This is a genomic window from Stenotrophomonas maltophilia group sp. Smal13 (assembly GCF_030236855.1).
GTDB classification, from domain to species: Bacteria; Pseudomonadota; Gammaproteobacteria; order Xanthomonadales; family Xanthomonadaceae; genus Stenotrophomonas; species Stenotrophomonas maltophilia_A.
Map to the genome: position 1 here is coordinate 22,532 of NZ_JASJSQ010000019.1, position 17,956 is coordinate 40,487.

The 17,956-nt window shown below is 66.2% G+C and carries 19 protein-coding genes, 1 tRNA gene and 1 pseudogene; 16 read left to right on the forward strand and 5 right to left on the reverse strand.

Annotation, left to right across the window (positions count from 1 at the left end):
- Positions 1–64: 64 nt before the first annotated feature.
- From truB to pnp, 3 genes are all read left to right on the forward strand, one after another.
- Positions 65–973, forward strand: a complete 909-nt coding sequence (gene truB, locus QRO95_RS08885; RefSeq protein WP_285302340.1) for a tRNA pseudouridine(55) synthase TruB — start codon at positions 65–67, stop codon at positions 971–973.
- A 173-nt stretch (positions 974–1,146) separates the two neighbouring features.
- Positions 1,147–1,407 carry a 30S ribosomal protein S15 gene (gene rpsO, locus QRO95_RS08890; protein ID WP_005410445.1) on the forward strand — a complete coding sequence of 87 codons (261 nt, stop codon included), beginning with the start codon at positions 1,147–1,149 and terminating at the stop codon, positions 1,405–1,407.
- 151 nt (positions 1,408–1,558) lie between these two features.
- Positions 1,559–3,667 (forward strand): polyribonucleotide nucleotidyltransferase, encoded by a 2,109-nt coding sequence (gene pnp, locus QRO95_RS08895; RefSeq protein ID WP_032128652.1) that lies wholly within the window; start codon positions 1,559–1,561, stop codon positions 3,665–3,667.
- A 134-nt stretch (positions 3,668–3,801) separates the two neighbouring features.
- Here pnp and QRO95_RS08900 read toward each other — a convergent pair whose 3' ends face one another.
- On the reverse strand, positions 3,802–4,788 hold the full coding sequence (locus QRO95_RS08900; RefSeq protein ID WP_285302341.1) for a hypothetical protein: 987 nt from the start codon (positions 4,786–4,788) through the stop codon (positions 3,802–3,804).
- A gap of 222 nt (positions 4,789–5,010) precedes the next feature.
- Between QRO95_RS08900 and QRO95_RS08905 the strand changes: the two genes are divergently transcribed.
- Both QRO95_RS08905 and QRO95_RS08910 read left to right on the forward strand, forming a co-directional pair.
- Positions 5,011–6,201, forward strand: a complete 1,191-nt coding sequence (locus tag QRO95_RS08905; protein ID WP_285302342.1) for a glycoside hydrolase family 18 protein — start codon at positions 5,011–5,013, stop codon at positions 6,199–6,201.
- 90 nt (positions 6,202–6,291) lie between these two features.
- Entirely contained in the window at positions 6,292–6,693 is a 402-nt protein-coding gene (locus QRO95_RS08910) for a VOC family protein (protein ID WP_285302343.1), read from the forward strand.
- Positions 6,694–6,717: 24 nt separating this feature from the next.
- Here QRO95_RS08910 and QRO95_RS08915 read toward each other — a convergent pair whose 3' ends face one another.
- Genes QRO95_RS08915 through QRO95_RS08925 form a run of 3 tightly spaced genes read right to left on the reverse strand, consistent with a single transcriptional unit; the run spans position 6,718 to position 8,847 of the window.
- Complete coding sequence (locus QRO95_RS08915; RefSeq protein WP_049401220.1) at positions 6,718–8,277, reverse strand: PepSY domain-containing protein; 1,560 nt, start codon at positions 8,275–8,277, stop codon at positions 6,718–6,720.
- 10 nt (positions 8,278–8,287) lie between these two features.
- Positions 8,288–8,551, reverse strand: coding sequence for a hypothetical protein (locus QRO95_RS08920; RefSeq protein ID WP_285302366.1), 264 nt, complete (start codon positions 8,549–8,551; stop codon positions 8,288–8,290).
- On the reverse strand, positions 8,551–8,847 hold the full coding sequence (locus QRO95_RS08925) for a hypothetical protein (protein WP_005410439.1): 297 nt from the start codon (positions 8,845–8,847) through the stop codon (positions 8,551–8,553). The genes QRO95_RS08920 and QRO95_RS08925 overlap by 1 nt, the downstream gene beginning before the upstream one ends.
- Before the next feature lie 429 nt (positions 8,848–9,276).
- Here QRO95_RS08925 and thrS point away from each other — a divergent pair, with 429 nt between their 5' ends.
- The 11 genes from thrS (at position 9,277) to QRO95_RS08980 (ending at position 17,725) form a co-directional block, all read left to right on the forward strand.
- Positions 9,277–11,178: a threonine--tRNA ligase gene (gene thrS / locus QRO95_RS08930; RefSeq protein WP_121504558.1), complete on the forward strand. Its 1,902-nt coding sequence runs from the start codon at positions 9,277–9,279 to the stop codon at positions 11,176–11,178.
- A gap of 48 nt (positions 11,179–11,226) precedes the next feature.
- The gene (infC, locus tag QRO95_RS08935; protein ID WP_005410437.1) at positions 11,227–11,769 is read left to right on the forward strand and encodes a translation initiation factor IF-3; all 543 of its coding nucleotides are present in this window, start codon (positions 11,227–11,229) and stop codon (positions 11,767–11,769) included.
- Between the two features lie 266 nt (positions 11,770–12,035).
- Positions 12,036–12,233 carry a 50S ribosomal protein L35 gene (rpmI, locus tag QRO95_RS08940; protein WP_005410436.1) on the forward strand — a complete coding sequence of 66 codons (198 nt, stop codon included), beginning with the start codon at positions 12,036–12,038 and terminating at the stop codon, positions 12,231–12,233.
- Between the two features lie 11 nt (positions 12,234–12,244).
- On the forward strand, positions 12,245–12,604 hold the full coding sequence (rplT, locus tag QRO95_RS08945; protein ID WP_006380762.1) for a 50S ribosomal protein L20: 360 nt from the start codon (positions 12,245–12,247) through the stop codon (positions 12,602–12,604).
- A 193-nt stretch (positions 12,605–12,797) separates the two neighbouring features.
- On the forward strand, positions 12,798–13,793 hold the full coding sequence (locus QRO95_RS08950) for a phenylalanine--tRNA ligase subunit alpha (protein ID WP_285302344.1): 996 nt from the start codon (positions 12,798–12,800) through the stop codon (positions 13,791–13,793).
- An 85-nt stretch (positions 13,794–13,878) separates the two neighbouring features.
- Positions 13,879–16,260 carry a phenylalanine--tRNA ligase subunit beta gene (gene pheT, locus QRO95_RS08955; protein WP_285302346.1) on the forward strand — a complete coding sequence of 794 codons (2,382 nt, stop codon included), beginning with the start codon at positions 13,879–13,881 and terminating at the stop codon, positions 16,258–16,260.
- 27 nt (positions 16,261–16,287) lie between these two features.
- A complete protein-coding gene (locus QRO95_RS08960; protein ID WP_005410432.1) occupies positions 16,288–16,587 on the forward strand; it encodes an integration host factor subunit alpha in 300 nt (99 codons plus the stop codon).
- Positions 16,568–16,924, forward strand: coding sequence for a MerR family transcriptional regulator (locus tag QRO95_RS08965; protein WP_005410431.1), 357 nt, complete (start codon positions 16,568–16,570; stop codon positions 16,922–16,924). The genes QRO95_RS08960 and QRO95_RS08965 overlap by 20 nt, the downstream gene beginning before the upstream one ends.
- A gap of 68 nt (positions 16,925–16,992) precedes the next feature.
- Positions 16,993–17,069: transfer RNA gene (locus tag QRO95_RS08970), tRNA-Pro, on the forward strand.
- 117 nt (positions 17,070–17,186) lie between these two features.
- Positions 17,187–17,387 carry a hypothetical protein gene (locus QRO95_RS08975; RefSeq protein ID WP_014037933.1) on the forward strand — a complete coding sequence of 67 codons (201 nt, stop codon included), beginning with the start codon at positions 17,187–17,189 and terminating at the stop codon, positions 17,385–17,387.
- Positions 17,384–17,725: a low molecular weight protein tyrosine phosphatase family protein gene (locus QRO95_RS08980; protein ID WP_285302347.1), complete on the forward strand. Its 342-nt coding sequence runs from the start codon at positions 17,384–17,386 to the stop codon at positions 17,723–17,725. The genes QRO95_RS08975 and QRO95_RS08980 overlap by 4 nt, the downstream gene beginning before the upstream one ends.
- On the opposite strand, the pseudogene QRO95_RS08985 reads toward QRO95_RS08980, so the two are convergent.
- A pseudogene (locus QRO95_RS08985) lies at positions 17,704–17,877 on the reverse strand (GNAT family N-acetyltransferase); the annotation flags it as partial. The gene QRO95_RS08980 and the pseudogene QRO95_RS08985 overlap by 22 nt on opposite strands.
- Positions 17,878–17,956 lie beyond the last annotated feature (79 nt).

The window sequence follows — 17,956 nt, forward strand, 5'->3', positions numbered from 1 at the left end:
CGTGATGTCTGATGCAGACCGCGCTGCAGCAGTCGAGCATGGCTCGACTCTACAAAATCCTGTCATGACCCGAATTCAGTTCCGCCGCCTGGATGGCATCCTGCTGCTCGACAAGTCGACCGGCATGAGCTCCAACGCCGCCCTGCAGGTGGCCCGTCGCCTGTTCCGTGCCGAAAAGGGTGGCCATACCGGCAGCCTCGATCCGCTGGCCACCGGCCTGCTGCCGCTGTGCTTCGGCGAGGCGACCAAGATTGCCGGACTGTTGCTCGGCTCGGCCAAGGCCTACGACGCCGAGATCATGCTGGGCCAGACCACCGACACCGATGACTCCGAAGGCCAGGTGCTGCTGCAGCGCGCGGTGCCGGCGATCAGTGCCGAGGCCCTGCAGGCGGCGCTGGTGCCGCTGACCGGCAACATCCGCCAGCGTGCCCCGATCTATTCGGCGCTGAAGCAGGGTGGGGAGCCGCTGTATGTGAAGGCCCGCCGCGGTGACGTCATCGAAGCGCCGGAACGCGAGGTGCAGGTGCATGCCATCGAGGTACTGGAGCAGCAGCCGGAACGGCTGCGGCTGCGCGTGACCTGCGGCTCCGGTACCTACATCCGCAGCCTGGCCCGCGACCTGGGCGAGGCGCTGGGCTGCGGTGCCCACATCAGCGCGTTGCGCCGGCTGTGGGTCGAGCCGTTCCGTGAACCGGCGATGGTTACCCTGGACCAGCTGCGGGCGATGGTCGAGGCAGGCGACGAGGCCGGGATGGACGCGCTGCTGCTGCCGCTGGCGGCCGGCCTGGCTGAATACCCGCGGGTCGACCTAGATGCCGACCAGGCCCACCGCTTCTGCGTCGGCCAGCGCCAGCGCGACCTGTCCTGGCCGCATGGCCTGGTGGCCGTGTTTGGCCCGGACGATGCTGTCCAGGGCCTGGGCCAGGTCGATGACAGTGGCCTGCTGGCCCCGCAGCGTCGTTTCAACCTCTGACCTGGGCCGGGCGGTTCAGCCCCGGTCCTTGTCCCGGAAGCCCCCGACCGTTACAATTTCGCGGCCGTTTTCCGGCAGCCTGCCTCGCGCAGGTTTCATCCTCGTAGTCCATGGCGAGCCTGGCGGTGCGCGAAGCGCGTTCCTGCCGGCCACGCATCACAGAGAAAAAAGAAATGTCGATCGACACCCAGAAGGTCATTGAAGACAACAAGCGCAGCTCGGCTGACACCGGCTCCCCGGAAGTCCAGGTTGCACTGCTGACCGCCCGCATCGAACTGCTGACCGGCCACTTCAAGACCCACAAGAAGGACCACCACAGCCGCCGCGGCCTGCTGCAGATGGTCAACCGCCGTCGCAGCCTGCTCGACTACCTGAAGAAGAAGGACGTCGAGCGTTACAAGGCCCTGATCGAGAAGCTTGGCCTGCGTCGCTAAGCAACGAATCCCCCGCGGCGCAGCGATGCGCCGCGGTTTTGTTTTGTAGCACCGCAATCCCCGATTCAGGCCGGAACGATCCGGCCACCCGCTGGCGGCAAGGGTCGCCGACGGTCCAAATTCGCAGACAGCATCCCCAAGGACACCCTCCGTGGCAAAAATCACCAAAACCTTCCAGTACGGCAAGCACACCGTCACGCTTGAGACCGGCGAAGTCGCCCGTCAGGCCAGCGGCGCCGTCATCGTCAAGATGGACGACACCGTACTGCTGGTCACCGCCGTCGCCGCCAAGAGCGCGCGCGAAGGCCAGGACTTCTTCCCGCTGACCGTCGATTATCAGGAAAAGTTCTACGCCGGCGGCCGTATCCCGGGTGGTTTCTTCAAGCGTGAAGGCCGTGCGACCGAGAAGGAAACCCTGATCTCGCGCCTGATCGACCGTCCGATCCGTCCGCTGTTCCCGGAAGACTACAAGAACGAAGTGCAGATCATCGCCACGGTCATGTCGCTGAACCCGGACGTGGACGGTGACATCCCGGCCCTGATCGGCGCCTCGGCTGCCCTGGCCCTGGCCGGCACCCCGTTCATGGGTCCGATCGGCGCTGCCAAGGTCGGCTACAAGAACGGCGAGTACATCCTGAACCCGACCGTCAGCGAACTGGCTGACTCGCAGCTGGAACTGGTTGTCGCCGGTACCTCCAACGCCGTGCTGATGGTCGAATCCGAAGCCGCGCTGCTGTCCGAAGAAGTGATGCTGGGCGCCGTGACCTTCGGTCACCGCGAAATGCAGAAGGTCATCAACGCGATCAACGAGCTGACCGTCGAAGCCGGCACCAAGCCGTCGACCTGGGAAGCCCCGGCCAAGAACGACGCGCTGATCTCCGCCCTGAAGGAAGCCATCGGCCCGCGCCTGGGCGAAGCCTTCCAGGTGCGCGACAAGCTGCAGCGCCGCGACGCCATCTCGGCGATCAAGAAGGACGTGGTCGAAACCCTGGCTGGCCGCGTTGCCGCTGAAGGCTGGAACCCGGCCGAGCTGTCGAAGGAATTCGGCGAGCTGGAATACCGCACCATGCGTGACTCGGTGCTGGACACCAAGGTCCGTATCGACGGCCGTGCGCTGGACACCGTCCGCCCGATCGCCGTGAAGACCGGCGTGCTGCCGCGTACCCACGGTTCCTCGCTGTTCACCCGCGGCGAAACCCAGGCCATCGTGACCATCACCCTGGGCACCGCCCGTGATGGCCAGGTCATCGATGCCGTTGCCGGTGAGTACAAGGAAAACTTCCTGTTCCACTACAACTTCCCTCCGTTCTCGGTGGGTGAGTGCGGCCGCATGATGGGCCCGAAGCGCCGCGAAATCGGCCACGGTCGCCTGGCCAAGCGCGGCGTGCTGGCTGTCATGCCGTCGCTGGAAGCCTTCCCGTACACCATCCGCGTCGTCTCGGAAATCACCGAGTCGAACGGTTCCTCGTCGATGGCATCGGTCTGCGGTTCGTCGCTGGCCCTGATGGACGCCGGCGTGCCGGTGAAGGCGCCGGTTGCCGGTATCGCCATGGGTCTGGTCAAGGAAGGCGAGCGCTTCGTCGTCCTGTCCGACATCCTGGGTGACGAAGATCACCTGGGCGACATGGACTTCAAGGTGGCCGGTACCGCTGAGGGCATCTCCGCCCTGCAGATGGACATCAAGATCGAAGGCATCACCGAAGAGATCATGAAGCAGGCCCTGCAGCAGGCCAAGGCTGGCCGTCTGCACATCCTGGGCGAAATGGCCCACGGCCTGACCGCTCCGCGTGAAGAGCTGTCGGACTACGCGCCGCGCCTGCTGACCATCAAGATCCACCCGGACAAGATCCGCGAAGTGATCGGCAAGGGTGGCTCGACCATCCAGGCCATCACCAAGGAAACCGGCACCCAGATCGACATCCAGGATGACGGCACCATCGTCATCGCTTCGGTCAATGCCATCGCTGCCCAGGCCGCCAAGGCCCGCATCGAGCAGATCACCTCGGACGTCGAGCCGGGCCGCATCTACGAAGGCAAGGTCGCCAAGATCATGGACTTCGGTGCGTTCGTCACGATCCTGCCGGGCAAGGACGGTCTGGTCCACGTGTCGCAGATCTCCAGCGATCGCGTCGAGAAGGTCGGCGACGTGCTGAAGGAAGGCGATGTGGTCAAGGTCAAGGTGCTGGAAGTCGACAAGCAGGGCCGTATCCGCCTGTCGATGAAGGCCGTGGAAGAAGGCGACGCCGTCAGCGCCGAGTAATCGACCTCCGGTCGATTACGGTAGGTGTCAACCTTGGTTGACACGCTCCTGGAATCGCTGAAATGAAAAAGCGGGCTTCGGCCCGCTTTTTCTTTGCCTGGAATCCTGTGGATGAGGACCGTTGGTCCTTGCACTTACGCGTCTTCTTCGTCCTCCCCCAGCCACCAGACCTGGCCTGGCTTCGGGTCGCTCATCAGGTGCTCGCGCTGTTCGATGGCCTCCAGCACCCGGCCGGGGGCTGCAGCGACCCACACCGCCATGAGCTTTTCCACCGCAGCCCGGCCCTGTGCGGCCACGCCGAGGTCACGTTCGCGTCTCCATTGGTCTTCATCTGGCGCCTCATCACCATGCTGGTGCGGCGTGCCGTAGCTGCAGCGGCGGCACAGCCGGCGCACGGTGGCCGTCCAGTCCTCGACCATGCCGATGCCGGGCAGGGTGATGGCTTCCAGGGCAGCGATGTCATCGGCCGAATCGCACTGCACGAATACGGTGAAGGTCGCCATGTCCGATGCCTGCAGGCGCTGCATGGCATTGAACACCGGCACCTGGCGCTCGCCGTAGGTGCGATGGCCGGTTGATGCGCCGTCGTGCAGCACGATGTCGCCGAAGCGGAAGCCGCTTTCGGGCAGCGGTACGTTGTCGATGCGTGCACGCACCGGATCAATGCGGCTCATGTACACCACCTCGGCGTCGGACCATGGCGCCAGGCGCACGCAGGCCACGCCGAAGTGGCCCTCGATCGGGCCCTCGCCTTCGGGCAGGGTGATGCCACAGCGGGTCCACTGGCGTCGTGCTTCGGCCCAGTCCGCCATGCCGGTGGCGGCGATGCCGGCATTCCAGGCAGTGGCGACATCGAATTCCCCACGCAGCTGCTCCGATTGCAGGTTGTCCTGCAGTGAGGCAGCCCAGTCGCGCAGATACTTGTGCGCCAATCCGCGCATGTAATGCAGGTACGGCACTTCGGGGGCGAGTGCGATCAGCTCGCCGAACAGCGCCACCGCCTGTCGCAGGTCGCCTTCGCGGAAGGCGCCGTAGGCGCGTGCCTCCAGGGCCTGGCATTCGTCGAGGGTTTCGTCGTCCAGCAGGTCGCCGTCGTCGAGGTTGTCGTGGTCGGTGCTCATGTCCATGCGCGGTTGAAGGTCCGCGGCTACCTTAGCCGATGCGCGAGCCCGCGAAGGCGGCGTCGGCGTGTGTCCTGCTGCAGTGCATGAGGGTCGTTGCATGACTGGCGCGTTGTCGTCATCCGGCGGGATGCACTTGTCCACTGGACGACATGCCACGACAACCGTCCCACAGCCCCATCCGTTTGCTAACGTGGCTGCGCCTTCGAACCGGGAGATCCCATGTTCCGCCAGACCGTGGCTGCCCTTGCCGTGCTGATTGCCGGTGCCTTGCCCATTGCCGTGCATGCGGCACCCGCGCAGCCGCCGATCTTCGGTGCCTACTACCCCGGTGGTTCGGCCGAGCGCTACCCGGTGTCGAGCATTCCGGCCGAGCGCCTCACCCACCTGTTCTACGCGTTCTCCACCATCGAGGACGGGCGCTGCACGATCGGTGCGGAAGCGCCGAAGAACTTCGCGGCGCTGGCCGAGCTGAAGAAGGCGCACCCGCATCTGCGCACGTTGATTTCGATCGGTGGCTGGGGCGCAGGTGGATTCTCCGATGCAGCGCTGACCGAGGGCAGCCGCAAGCGCCTGGTCGACTCATGCATGGCGCTGTTCTTCGATCGTCATGCTGGCAGTTTCGATGGCGTGGACATCGACTGGGAGTTCCCGGTCAGTGGCGGACCGAAGGAGCTGGCACACCGCCCGCAGGACCGCGCCAATCTGACCCGGCTCGCGCAGGCGTTCCGCGTGGCCCTTGATGCGCATGGCCGCAAGGCGGGGCAGCCGATGCTGTTGACCGCCGCACTGGCCGCCGGTCGCCTGCAGACCGATGGCCCCTACGATCCAGCCGCAAGCTATGACCTGCCGGCGCTGGCCAAGGTGTTCGATTTCATCAACCTGATGAGCTACGACATGGGTACCGGCTTCTCATCGGTGTCGACCTTCAATGCGCCCCTGCATGAAGTGCCGGCTGATCCGCTGGCGCCGGAACTGCGGCGCTGGAACAACGTCGCCGGCGCAGTGCAGTACTACCGCGAGCATGGTGTGCCGGCCGACAAGCTGGTGCTGGGCGTGCCGTTCTACGGGCGCGGCTTCAAGGTCACCGGCGATGCACCGGACGGTCTGTATCAGGCCTACAGCGCACCGGCCGATGCCGGCGATTGGCGGGTGATCAAGGCGCGTTATCTCGACCAGCCGGGCTGGACGAAGCACTGGCAACCACAGGCGCAGAGCCCGTGGCTGTACAACGCCGAGCAGAAGGTTTTCATCAGCTATGAAGACCCGCGCTCGATCGGCCTGCGTGCGCAGTTCGCCCGTGAGCAGGGCCTGGCCGGCGTCTTCATGTGGGAGCTGACCGGCGACGACGAACAGGCCGGCCTGCTCAACGCCATGCTGGGCCCCTGGCAGAAGGCACGCATCGGCGATTGAGCTGCATCAGGCGATGTCCGGCGCAACGCCGCAACGCCATCGGCCCGACCCCGCACAGCATGTCCATGCCCGCAGCGCTACGCTGCGGGCATGATCCATCTCGAACGCCTGGACCATCTGGTCCTCACCGTTGCCGACATCGACCGCAGCTGTGATTTCTACCAGCGCGTGCTCGGCATGCAGGTCGTGCACTTCGGCGCGGGCCGTACCGCACTGCAGTTCGGCCAGCAGAAGATCAACCTGCATCCGGCCAGCGCCCCGCTGCAACCGCATGCGCTGCGGCCCATGCCGGGCAGCGCCGATCTGTGCCTGGTCACGCGCACGGCGACGACCGATGTGCTGGCCCACCTGCAGGCGCAGTCCGTTGCAGTGGAGGAGGGGCCGGTGGCACGTACTGGCGCGCTGGGGCTGATCGAATCGGTGTACTTCCGCGACCCGGATGGCAACCTGATCGAAGTGAGTCGTTACCCGGATCCGGCGGACCTTCGGTAGCGCCGGGTCATGCCCGGCGACGGCTCAGTTGGCCCAGACGCTGTTGGGATCGCCGTTGCGGGCGCGGCGTTGGCTGGCCACTGCCAGGCGGGCGAAGCCGAAGGCCATGGCCAGCGCGATGGCATCGACCCAGAACAGCGGCCAGTGGCCACGCGCAGCCGCACGCCACAGCCAGTCACCATTGAGCGCGCCATGCAGGATCGGCACCAGTGCGGTACTGATCGCCGCCGCCCACAGCAGTTCGCGTGCCGCCTGCGCCGGGCGTCGCAGCGCGGCCCACAGCGCACAGGCCGCCCAGCTGCCGAAGCAGGCCCAGCGGATGCCGTGGTCGACCGCGGACGGTGCCAGCCGCTCCAGCACCAGTGCGGTGACGAACGCCACCGAAATCGCAACGCACAGCCCGATGCAGACGCCGACCGTGGCCCGTGCCATGTTCACCCCGGCACGCGGTTGCTGTGGCTGGCGACGCTTGCGCCGCGATTCGATCCACAACAGGTTGCCGGAGTAGAACAGGAAGGCACCGCCAAGGCCGAGCAGGAAGTACAGCCAGACCACCACACCGTTGCCGAACTCGCCGAAGTGCAGGGCATAGGCCGCGCTTAGCGTGGCGTGGTTGGCGTCGCGCTGGCCGGGCAGCTGCGAGGCCAGGACGTTGCCGGTGGCCACGTCCAGTGCCACCGCGCCGAGCGGGCCGAGCGTTCCGGTGGATTCGCCGGTGATCTCGATGGTGGCGTTGGCATCGCCGGCGTTGGCCAGCTTCAGGTAGGCCGGTTCGAAATTGGCCACGCCCTGTGCGCGGGCCACTTCAAGCGCGCGTGCATGCAGCACGCGCAGGCTGCCCGGCGGTGCCGGGATGCCGCTGGCGTCGCGCACAGGCGCGGTGTCCATTGCGGTCGGTACCGCCTGCAGGGCCTTGCCGTCGTAGATCAGCGGGTTGAGCAGGGCCATCTGCACGAACACTAGGCAGAGCAGGGCGCCGGTCACCGCGAACATCAGGTGGAAGGGCAGGCTGAGCACGCCGATCACGTTGTGCGCGTCCTGCCACAGTTGTTTCAGGTTGCGGCCCGGACGCAGTGCGAACAGATCACCGAACAGCTTTGGCAGGTGGATCACCAGGCCGCTGAGCAGCGCCATGCCATACAGCAGGCTGACGATGCCCATCACGTAGATGCCGGCCACCGGCAGGCCGAGGCTGTAATGCAGCTCGTTGACCAGTTCGGCCAGCCCGGTCTGTGGCGGCGTCGGGCTGCCGGCGATCTGTCCCGGCCAGGCGTAGCGCCAGCTGCCGTCATCGGCCTGCCAGTAGGCCAGTGGCTGCGGGTGTTCGGTGCCGGGGAAGGTCATGCCGACGTGGCGGCGCGCTTCCGGATGCGCGGCAAGCACGTCTTCCAGCAGGTACTGCGCGTCGTCCAGGCCGGCGGGGAGTGCGGTGGCTGCACCGGGCGTCTGCCACAGCGGCAGGTCGTGGTGGAACAGGGTCAGCGCACCCGCGTAGAAGGCCACGAACAGGCCGAAGCCGGCAACCAGGCCGACCCAGGTGTGCAGGGTGGTGAACGTGCGCAGCGTCTGCGAACTGAACTTCATGGGAAAGGTCTCATTGCACCGCGCCGGTCAGGCGCAGCAGCCCGAGCACGGCAAAGCCGGCGGCGGCGCTGCCGGCCAGCACCAGACCGGCGCGCAGCGCGCTGCGGAAACTGAACGCCCACAGGGCGGCCAGCATCCATAGCGGGATGAAGGCGATGAGGGTCGGCACCAGCGCCCGTTGCCACGGGCCGGGCGGCAGCCACGCCAGCAGGCCGGTGACGGCGGCGGCCAGGAGGAAGCCGACCACGATGCCGGCGAAGGCGCGCGGCCACATCACGGCGACTCCGTGCCGGGGCGGTGCCAGGCCGCCAGCGCCGGCAGCAGCATGGCGGCCAGCATCCAGGTGCACAGCATCGCCACCAGGCCGGCGGCAAAACCAAGCTCGGCCATCCACAGCCACAGCGCGGCGGCAGCGGCGACCAGGCCGATCTGGCGGCCAAGGCGGCCGGCACGGCGCAGGCGCGGCCAGCGGCAGTGTGGCGAGGCGGCATAGAAGGCCAGCGCCGAGAACATCGCCGCCAGCATGCCCAGGCTGCAGAAGCCGAGCGTGGAAAGGCCGACGGTGATCATCGCGGGCGGCCAGCGTGGCAGCGGGCCGGCGAACGCGGGGCACGGGCGGGGCCGGCGGGAGCCGGTCGGAGCGGGTGGCGCATCACGGGGTCCTGGGGGAAAGCGGGCAGGCTGGCACAGGGCGGCCTGCGCCGACATGGTAATCATTGCAATTTCACGCCGCCAGCGAGACCCATTCAGCGGACCGTACGGTAGCCCTTGGGCTTTCCGCCGGGCTGGTTTAAGATCATCGCAGAACCCTGACTGGAACAAGGTGGCCCGCGCCCAGCGCCGGCCGAGCGTGCGACATGAGCACTACCACCGCCCACTGTTGACCTGCCCCCGAAGGCCCTGTGTTCCAGGCGCCCTCGCGGCGCTTTTTTATTGCCCGGGCGCCGCCCCGGGAACGCTTTCCAGCCCGCCCAGCGGGCCCCGCACGAAGCCACTGCGATGATCAACATTACTCTTCCCGACGGCAGCCGCCGCGAATTCGAAAATCCCGTCAGCGTCATGGAGGTCGCCCAGTCGATCGGCGCCGGCCTGGCCAAGGCCACCATCGCCGGTGCCGTGGATGGCGTGCTGGTCGATGCCAGCGACGTCATCGACCACGATGCCAGCCTGCGCATCATCACCGCCAAGGACGAGGAGGGCGTTGAGATCATCCGCCACTCCTGCGCCCACCTGGTCGGCCACGCCGTCAAGCAGCTGTACCCGGACGTGAAGATGGTGATCGGCCCGGTGATCGCCGAGGGCTTCTACTACGACATCTACTCCGAGCGCCCGTTCACCCCGGACGACATGGCCGCGATCGAGAAGCGCATGGGTGAACTGATCGCCCAGGACTACGACGTCATCAAGAAGGTGACGCCGCGCGCCGAAGTGATCGAGATCTTCAAGACCCGTGGCGAGGACTACAAGCTGCGCCTGATCGAGGACATGTCCGACGACATCCAGGCGATGGGCATGTATTACCACCAGGAATACGTGGACATGTGCCGCGGCCCGCACGTGCCGAACACGCGCTTCCTGAAGGCTTTCAAGCTGACCCGCATCTCCGGCGCCTACTGGCGCGGTGACGCGCAGAACGAGCAGCTGCAGCGCATCTACGGCACCGCCTGGGCCGACAAGAAGCAGCTCGAGGCGTACATCAAGCGCATCGAAGAAGCCGAGATGCGCGACCACCGCCGCATCGGCAAGCAGCAGGACCTGTTCCACCTGCAGGAAGAAGCGCCGGGCCTGGTGTTCTGGCACCCGAAGGGCTGGGCACTGTGGCAGGTGGTCGAGCAGTACATGCGCAAGGTGTACCGCAAGACCGGCTACGGCGAAGTGCGCTGCCCGCAGATCCTGGACGTGAGCCTGTGGCAGAAATCCGGCCACTGGGACAACTACCAGGACGCGATGTTCTTCACCGAATCGGAGAAGCGCACCTACGCGCTCAAGCCGATGAACTGCCCGGGCCACGTGCAGGTGTTCAACCAGGGCCTGCACAGCTACCGCGACCTGCCGATCCGCTATGGTGAGTTCGGTGCCTGCCACCGCAACGAGCCGTCCGGCGCGCTGCACGGCATCCTGCGCGTGCGTGGTTTCACCCAGGACGACGGCCACGTGTTCTGCACCGAAAACCAGGTCGAGGCGGAAGTGACCGCGTTCCACCAGCAGGCGCTGGCGGTCTACCAGCACTTCGGCTTCGATGAGATCCAGGTCAAGATCGCGCTGCGTCCGGAATCGCGCCTGGGCGATGACGCCACCTGGGACAAGGCCGAGGGCGCGTTGCGCTCGGCGCTGTCCAGCAACGGGGTGGAGTGGCAGGAGCTGCCGGGCGAGGGCGCCTTCTACGGCCCGAAGATCGAGTACCACCTGAAGGACGCGATCGGCCGTACCTGGCAGCTGGGCACGATGCAGGTCGACTTCATGATGCCGGGCCGTCTGGGCGCCGAGTACGTGGACGAGAACAGCCAGAAGAAGCACCCGGTCATGCTGCATCGCGCCATCGTGGGCTCGATGGAGCGCTTCCTGGGCATCCTGATCGAGCACCATGCCGGCCAGTTCCCGACCTGGCTGGCGCCGACCCAGGTGGTGGTGGCCAACATCACCGACGCTCAGGCCGAGTACGTCTCGGGCGTGACCAAAACCCTTGCGGAGCAAGGCTTCCGCGTCAGCTCGGATTTGCGTAACGAGAAGATCGGCTATAAAATCCGCGAGCATACGTTGCAGCGCGTGCCCTACCTGCTGGTCATTGGTGACCGCGAGAAGGAAAATGGGGCTGTGGCGGTGCGTACGCGTTCTGGCGAAGACCTGGGCAGCATGAGCCTGCAGGCCTTCATCGAGCGGCTCCAGGCCGAGGGCGCGTAAGCAAAGGTCCGGTCCGGGGGCACAGGCACCCGGACCGGTTCGATACCCTTGGGAGAACGTAATATCAGCACCCCTGACAACAAACAGAACCGCAAGAATCAGGAAATCCGTGTGCCGCGCGTCCGCGTGATCGGCAGTGACGGAGAAATGATCGGCGTGTTGTCGCGCGACGAAGCGCTGTCCATGGCCGAAGATGAAGGCCTGGACCTGGTCGAAATCCAGCCGCAGGCCGATCCGCCGGTCTGCAAGATCATGGACTTCGGCAAGTTCAAGTTCGAAGCGCAGAAGAAGGCCAGCGAGGCCAAGAAGAAGACCAAGCAGGTCGAGATCAAGGAAGTGAAGTTCCGTCCGGTCACGGACGAGGGCGACTACCAGATCAAGCTGCGCAAGATGCGCGGGTTCCTCGAGGATGGTGACAAGATCAAGGTCAACATCCGTTTCCGTGGCCGTGAAATGAGCCACCAGGAACTGGGCCGCGAAATGGCCAACCGGATCGAGACCGATCTGGGCGAGGACATCGTCATTGAATCCCGTCCGCGCCTGGAAGGGCGTCAGATGGTCATGATGATCGCGCCGAAGAAGAAGACCTGAGGCCTGACGGGCCGCCTTCCGGGGCGCCTGGCTGAATGGTTCAGGGTAGAGGGACGCCATGGGCGTCCCTTTGCTTTTGCAGGAAGCCGGTGAATTGCCGGCGAAAGGGTTGCAGGGGCTGGTGGCAGGGCGGTTTTGCCTGTATCATGCCCGGCTCGACCCACCCAGGACGGGTCGTACGCCGATCATGGCAGGACGGAAAGAGCGGCCCAGGCCGCCGCCAGATCAGTCAGAAACCAGGGTCATATCCCATCAAGGACATTGCAATGCCCAAGATCAAGACCAACCGGGCAGCGGCCAAGCGTTTCCGCAAGACCGCCTCGGGCAAGTACAAGTGCGGCCACGCCAACCGTAGTCACATCCTCACGAAGAAAGCGACCAAGCGTAAGCGTAATCTGCGTCAGACGGGCCATGTCCGTGCAGAAGACGCAGGCCGTCTGGACCGCATGCTCCCTTACCTCTGAGGAACTGAAAAATGGCACGAGTTAAGCGTGGCGTACAGGCGCGTCGCCGCCACAAGAAGATTCTGGATCTCGCCAAGGGCTATTACAACGCCCGTCGCAAGGTCTTCCGCGTTGCCAAGCAGGCGGTCATCAAGGCACAGCAGTACGCCTACATCGGCCGTAAGCAGAAGAAGCGCAACTTCCGTTCGCTGTGGATCACCCGTATCAATGCGGCTGCCCGCATCAACGGCCTGAGCTACAGCCGCTTCATGAATGGTCTGCTGAAGGCCGGCATCACCCTGGATCGCAAGGTCCTGGCTGACATCGCCGTGCACGACGCAGCCGGCTTTACCGCGCTGGCCGAAAAGGCCAAGGGCGCGCTGGCGGCATAAGTCCTTCCCGATGCCGTAACCGTTCACTCGGAACGGTGTCAGGTCAAGGCAATGCATGGGGAAGGGCGTAAGTCCTTCCCCATTCTTTTTTGGGTCCCGGCGAGGCCATGACGGCAGCGCGGGGACGGCGGTGGCGACAGGGGTCGGCCCTTCGCGCATCGCGATGGCAGATCGACTGGAGTTCCGGCCCCCCATGAGCGACATCCAATCCCTCACCACCCAGGCGCTGGCCGATGTGGCCGCCGCACAGAGCCCCGACGTGCTGGAACAGCTGCGGGTGGCCCTGCTTGGCAAGAGTGGCAGCATCACCTCGCAGCTCAAGCAGCTCGGCGCCTTGCCGGCCGACGAGCGCAAGGCCGCCGGTGAAGCGATCAACCAGGCCCGCGACGCGCTGACCCGCGCGCTGGGCGAGCGCAGGGCGCTGCTGGAAGACGCGGCACTGGATGCGCGCCTGGCCGCCGAAGCCATCGACATCACCCTGCCGGGCCGCAATGGCGACCGCGCCGGCCTGCATCCGATCACCCGCACCCTGGAGCGCATCACCGGCATCTTCGGCCGGCTGGGCTACGAGCTGTCGGAAGGGCCGGAGATCGAGGATGACTGGCACAACTTCGAGGCGCTGAACTTCCCGCCGCACCACCCGGCGCGCGCCATGCACGACACCTTCTACTTCGGTGACGGCCGCCTGCTGCGCACGCATACCTCCGGTGTGCAGGTGCGCTACATGGGCGACCACGCGCCGCCGCTGCGCATGATCGCCGCCGGCAAGGTGTACCGCAGCGACAGCGACCAGACCCATTCGCCGATGTTCCACCAGGTGGAAGGCCTGCTGGTGGACGAGCATTCGACCTTCGCCGACCTGAAGGGCACGCTGGCCGAGTTCGTGCGCGCCTTCTTCGAGCGCGACTTCGAGATGCGCTTCCGCCCCAGCTACTTCCCGTTCGTTGAACCGGGTGCGGAAGTGGACATCGCCTGGCAGCAGCCCGATGGCAGCACCCGCTGGCTGGAAGTGCTCGGCTGCGGCATGGTCCATCCGAACGTGCTGCGCAACGTCGGCATCGATCCGGAGCGCTACACCGGCTTCGCCTTCGGCATGGGCGTGGAGCGCTTTGCGATGTTGCGTTACGGCGTCAACGATCTGCGCGCGTTCTTCGAGAACGATGTGCGCTTCCTCAAGCAGTTCGCGTAAGCGCCGGTCCGTAGAGTCGAGCTTGCTCGACTGCTTCTAAATTCGCAGGCCCAGGCGCATGCGCCGGGCCCACCAGGGTGACACCATGAAATTCTCCGAAAACTGGCTGCGCAGCCACGTCCCGACCCGCGCTTCGCGCGATGAACTGAGTGCGGTGCTGACCGCCATCGGCCTGGAAGTGGAAGAAGTGACCGCGCTGGGCGAAGGCCTCGAGCACGTGGTCGTGGCGCGCATCGTCGACGCCGTACGCCATCCGGAAGCCGACCGCCTGCAGGTGTGCAAGGTCGATGCCGGGCAGGGCGAGCTGCTGCAGATCGTGTGCGGCGCACCGAACGCACGTCCGGGCCTGGTTGCGCCGCTGGCGATGGTCGGCGCGCAGATTGGCGAGCTGAAGATCAAGCCGGCCAAGCTGCGCGGTGTCGAGTCCAACGGCATGCTGTGCTCGGCCAAGGAGCTGGGCCTGGACAACGATGCCTCCGGCCTGCTGGAGCTGCCGGATGACGCACCGGTCGGCCAGGCTCTGGTCGATTACCTGGGCCTGCCGGACGCCAGCATCGAGATCAAGCTGACCCCGAACCGCGCCGACTGCTTCAGCCTGCGCGGTATCGCCTACGACGTCGCCGCCGCCACCCGCAGCGACGTGCTGGATTTCACCACCGAGACGATTCCCGCCATCGGCAGCCGTGAGCTGGCCATCCAGCTCGACGCCGGCGCCGAAGCACCGCGTTACCTGGGCCGCGTCATCGAAGGTGTCAACGCCGCCGCCGAGACCCCGCTGTGGATGGCCGAGCGCCTGCGCCGCAGTGGCGTGCGCCCGGTCTCGCTGCTGGTCGACATCACCCAGTACGTGATGCTCGAGCTCGGCCAGCCGATGCACGCGTACGACCTGGGCACCCTGCAGGGCAGCATCGCCGTGCGCCGCTCGCGCACAGGTGAAAGCCTGAAGCTGCTGGACGGCCGCGATGCCGCGCTGGACGACAGCTTCCTGGTCGTGACCGACGCCGATCGTGCGGTCGGCCTGGCCGGCCTGATGGGCGGTTTCGACACCCGTGTCACCGATGCCACCACTGCCGTGTTCCTGGAGGCCGCGCATTTCGCGCCAGCCGCGATCATGGGCCGTGGCCGCAAGCTGGGCTTGCACACGGATGCCGGCCACCGCTTCGAGCGCGGTGTCGACCCGGCACTGCCGCGTACCGCCATCGAGTACGCCACCCGCCTGGTGCTGGACCTGGCCGGCGGCACCCCGGCGCCGGTCACCGAGGCCGTGCGTGAGGCCGATCTGCCGCAGCCGGCAACCATCGTGCTGCGCCGCGCCCGCATCACCCGCGTGCTCGGCATCACCATCGAAGATGCGGAAGTCGAGCGCATCCTGCGCGCGCTGGGCATGGACGTGGTTGCCACCGCCGACGGCTGGCAGGTCACGGCGCCGAGCCGCCGCTTCGACATCGCCATCGAAGAAGACCTGATCGAAGAGCTGGCCCGCATCCACGGTTACGAGCAGATCCCGACCACGCTGCCGGGCGGCGCCTCGCGCGTGGCGATGCCGAGCGAGACCCAGCTGGACGCGCTGAGCGTGCGCCGCCAGCTGATCGCCCGTGACCAGCAGGAAACCGTCAATTTCGCTTTCGTCGACGATGCGCTGCTGAGCCAGTGGCAGCTGCGCGACGGCCTGGTACCGCTGGCCAACCCGCTGTCGGCCGAACTGGCGGTGATGCGCCCGTCGCTGCTGCCAGGCCTGGTCGCCACGTTGGGCCGCAACGCCGCCCGCCAGATCGGCCGCGTGCGCCTGTTCGAACTGGGCCGCGTGTTCGCCCAGCAGGCCGGCGACGGCCGGCCGGCGCCGCTGGAAACCCCGCGCGTGGCCGCTGCGGTCTGTGGTGATGCACAGGCACTGCAGTGGGGCCTGCCGGCCCGCAAGGTCGATTTCCATGACCTGAAGGGCGATCTGGAATCGCTGGCGGCTGCCAGTGGTGCGGTACTGGAGTTCCGCCCGTCGGCCCGCCCCTACGGCCACCCGGCCCGTTCGGCCGAGGTGTTCCGCGATGGCGTGGCGATCGGCTGGATCGGCCAGATCCACCCGCGTCTGGCCAAGGCAATGGACATCGAAGCCGACGTCTATGCCTTCGAACTGGACCTGGAGCCGCTGACCGCCCGCCGCCTGCCGCGTGCCGGCGAACTGTCGCGCTTCCCGGCAGTGCGTCGCGACCTGGCATTCCTGGTGCCTGAACAGGTGGCCTGGGCCGATCTCGCGGCCACCGTCCGCCAGGCCGCTGGCCCGCTGCTGCGCGACCTGAACCTGTTCGACCGCTACGTCGGCCAGGGCGTCGAGCCGGGATTCAAGAGTCTCGCTATGGGCTTGATTTTGCAGGACAAGTCGCGCACTCTGACGGACCGCGACGTGGATGCGGTGGTGGCCGAGGCGGTCACTGCCATCGAGCGTGAACATCACGCCCGGATCCGCGGCTGAGCGGGCAGCACTCGGGGGTAGCAGGCAATGGCATTGACCAAGGCGGAGATGGCGGAAAAGCTGTTCGACGAAGTCGGTCTGAACAAGCGGGAAGCCAAGGAATTCGTCGACGCGTTTTTCGATGTGCTGCGTGAAGCATTGGAACAGGGACGTCAGGTGAAGCTGTCGGGCTTCGGTAATTTCGATCTGCGGCGCAAGAACCAGCGCCCGGGTCGCAACCCCAAGACCGGCGAGGAAATTCCGATTTCCGCCCGTACGGTGGTCACCTTCCGTCCGGGCCAGAAGCTCAAGGAGAGGGTGGAAGCTTATGCTGGATCCGGGCAGTAACCGCGAACTACCGCCGATCCCGGCCAAGCGCTACTTCACCATCGGTGAGGTCAGCGAGCTGTGCGACGTCAAGCCGCACGTGCTGCGCTACTGGGAAACCGAGTTTCCCAGCCTTGAGCCGGCCAAGCGCCGAGGCAACCGCCGCTACTACCAGCGCCACGACGTGCTGATGGTGCGGCAGATCCGCAGCCTGCTGTACGAACAGGGCTACACCATCGGTGGTGCACGCCTGCGTCTGGACGGTCCCGATGCCCGCGAGGAATCGGCGCTGAGCAACCAGATCATCAAGCAGGTGCGCATGGAGCTGGAAGAAGTGCTGCAGTTGTTGCGCCGCTGATCCCATTTCCATCGTAATCCGCTATACTTCACGGCCCGCCGCACTGGCGGGCACATCGCAGCATCAGTCGGGGCGTAGCGCAGCCTGGTAGCGCATCTGCCTGGGGGGCAGAGGGTCGTCGGTTCGAATCCGGCCGTCCCGACCACTGTGATGAATCAAGAAGCCTGCGCAGCGATGCGTGGGCTTTTTTGTGCGTGCGGTGTATGCTGCGCGCCACTCGTACTACCGCGGCTGCTGAACCCGGTACTCACGAGAACACATCATGGAATCTGCAAGAAACCGTGCCTGGCGTCGCAGCCAGGCGCGCAACCGTGGTGGCGACCGCGCCACGACCGCCTACAGCTACAAGCCCGAGAAGAACTGGAAGCTGCTGTACACGCGCGATGCCAAGCTCGCGCGTGCACGCCAGCTGGGCTTCACCTATCCGGTCCTCAGCGCCCGCCAATTGCAGGAACAGGAATGATCAACCTGCTGTTCGTCTGTAGCCGCAACCAGCTGCGCAGCCCAACCGCCGAAGCCATGTGGCGACGGCGGCCCGGCTTCACTGCGCTGTCGGCCGGCACCAGCCCGCATGCACGACGCCCCATCGGCCCGGCGGACATCCGCTGGGCCGATGTCATCTTCGTGATGGAGGCCAAGCATCAGCATCGACTGCAGGCCGCATACGCGCGCCTGCTGGAACACAAGCACCTGCATTGCCTGGATATCCCGGACGACTATCGCTGCATGGATCCCGTGCTGATGGATCTGCTGGACACCAAGGTGACCGCGTATCTCGATCAGCTGCCGGCAAAGCGGTAGATCAGCTCCGGGTCACCGTCATCCAGTCCATGCACGATGCCGCTGTCGATGAAGCTCGATGCAACGAGCAGGCGCTGCATGGCGATGTTGGAGGCATTGGTCGAGGTGAACAGCTTGCGCTGTCCACGCTGTGCGATCGCGTGCCGCAGCAGTGGCATCGGCGGGCGTCGCGTCGCGGAGGCGCAGCGCAGTCGCAGCGGACATGGTCGGGCTCCTGACAGGAGGGCTCAG

Bases quoted from the DNA above. Each gene is read 5' to 3' on its own strand.
- truB (WP_285302340.1), top strand. From the start codon at position 65: ATGACCCGAATTCAGTTCCGCCGCCTGGATGGCATCCTGCTGCTCGAC.
- rpsO (WP_005410445.1), top strand. From the start codon at position 1,147: ATGTCGATCGACACCCAGAAGGTCATTGAAGACAACAAGCGCAGCTCG.
- QRO95_RS08900 (WP_285302341.1), bottom strand. From the start codon at position 4,788: ATGAGCACCGACCACGACAACCTCGACGACGGCGACCTGCTGGACGAC.
- QRO95_RS08905 (WP_285302342.1), top strand. From the start codon at position 5,011: ATGTTCCGCCAGACCGTGGCTGCCCTTGCCGTGCTGATTGCCGGTGCC.
- QRO95_RS08910 (WP_285302343.1), top strand. From the start codon at position 6,292: ATGATCCATCTCGAACGCCTGGACCATCTGGTCCTCACCGTTGCCGAC.
- QRO95_RS08915 (WP_049401220.1), bottom strand. From the start codon at position 8,277: ATGAAGTTCAGTTCGCAGACGCTGCGCACGTTCACCACCCTGCACACC.
- QRO95_RS08920 (WP_285302366.1), bottom strand. From the start codon at position 8,551: ATGTGGCCGCGCGCCTTCGCCGGCATCGTGGTCGGCTTCCTCCTGGCC.
- QRO95_RS08925 (WP_005410439.1), bottom strand. From the start codon at position 8,847: ATGATCACCGTCGGCCTTTCCACGCTCGGCTTCTGCAGCCTGGGCATG.
- thrS (WP_121504558.1), top strand. From the start codon at position 9,277: ATGATCAACATTACTCTTCCCGACGGCAGCCGCCGCGAATTCGAAAAT.
- rpmI (WP_005410436.1), top strand. From the start codon at position 12,036: ATGCCCAAGATCAAGACCAACCGGGCAGCGGCCAAGCGTTTCCGCAAG.
- rplT (WP_006380762.1), top strand. From the start codon at position 12,245: ATGGCACGAGTTAAGCGTGGCGTACAGGCGCGTCGCCGCCACAAGAAG.
- QRO95_RS08950 (WP_285302344.1), top strand. From the start codon at position 12,798: ATGAGCGACATCCAATCCCTCACCACCCAGGCGCTGGCCGATGTGGCC.
- pheT (WP_285302346.1), top strand. From the start codon at position 13,879: ATGAAATTCTCCGAAAACTGGCTGCGCAGCCACGTCCCGACCCGCGCT.
- QRO95_RS08960 (WP_005410432.1), top strand. From the start codon at position 16,288: ATGGCATTGACCAAGGCGGAGATGGCGGAAAAGCTGTTCGACGAAGTC.
- QRO95_RS08965 (WP_005410431.1), top strand. From the start codon at position 16,568: ATGCTGGATCCGGGCAGTAACCGCGAACTACCGCCGATCCCGGCCAAG.
- QRO95_RS08975 (WP_014037933.1), top strand. From the start codon at position 17,187: ATGGAATCTGCAAGAAACCGTGCCTGGCGTCGCAGCCAGGCGCGCAAC.
- QRO95_RS08980 (WP_285302347.1), top strand. From the start codon at position 17,384: ATGATCAACCTGCTGTTCGTCTGTAGCCGCAACCAGCTGCGCAGCCCA.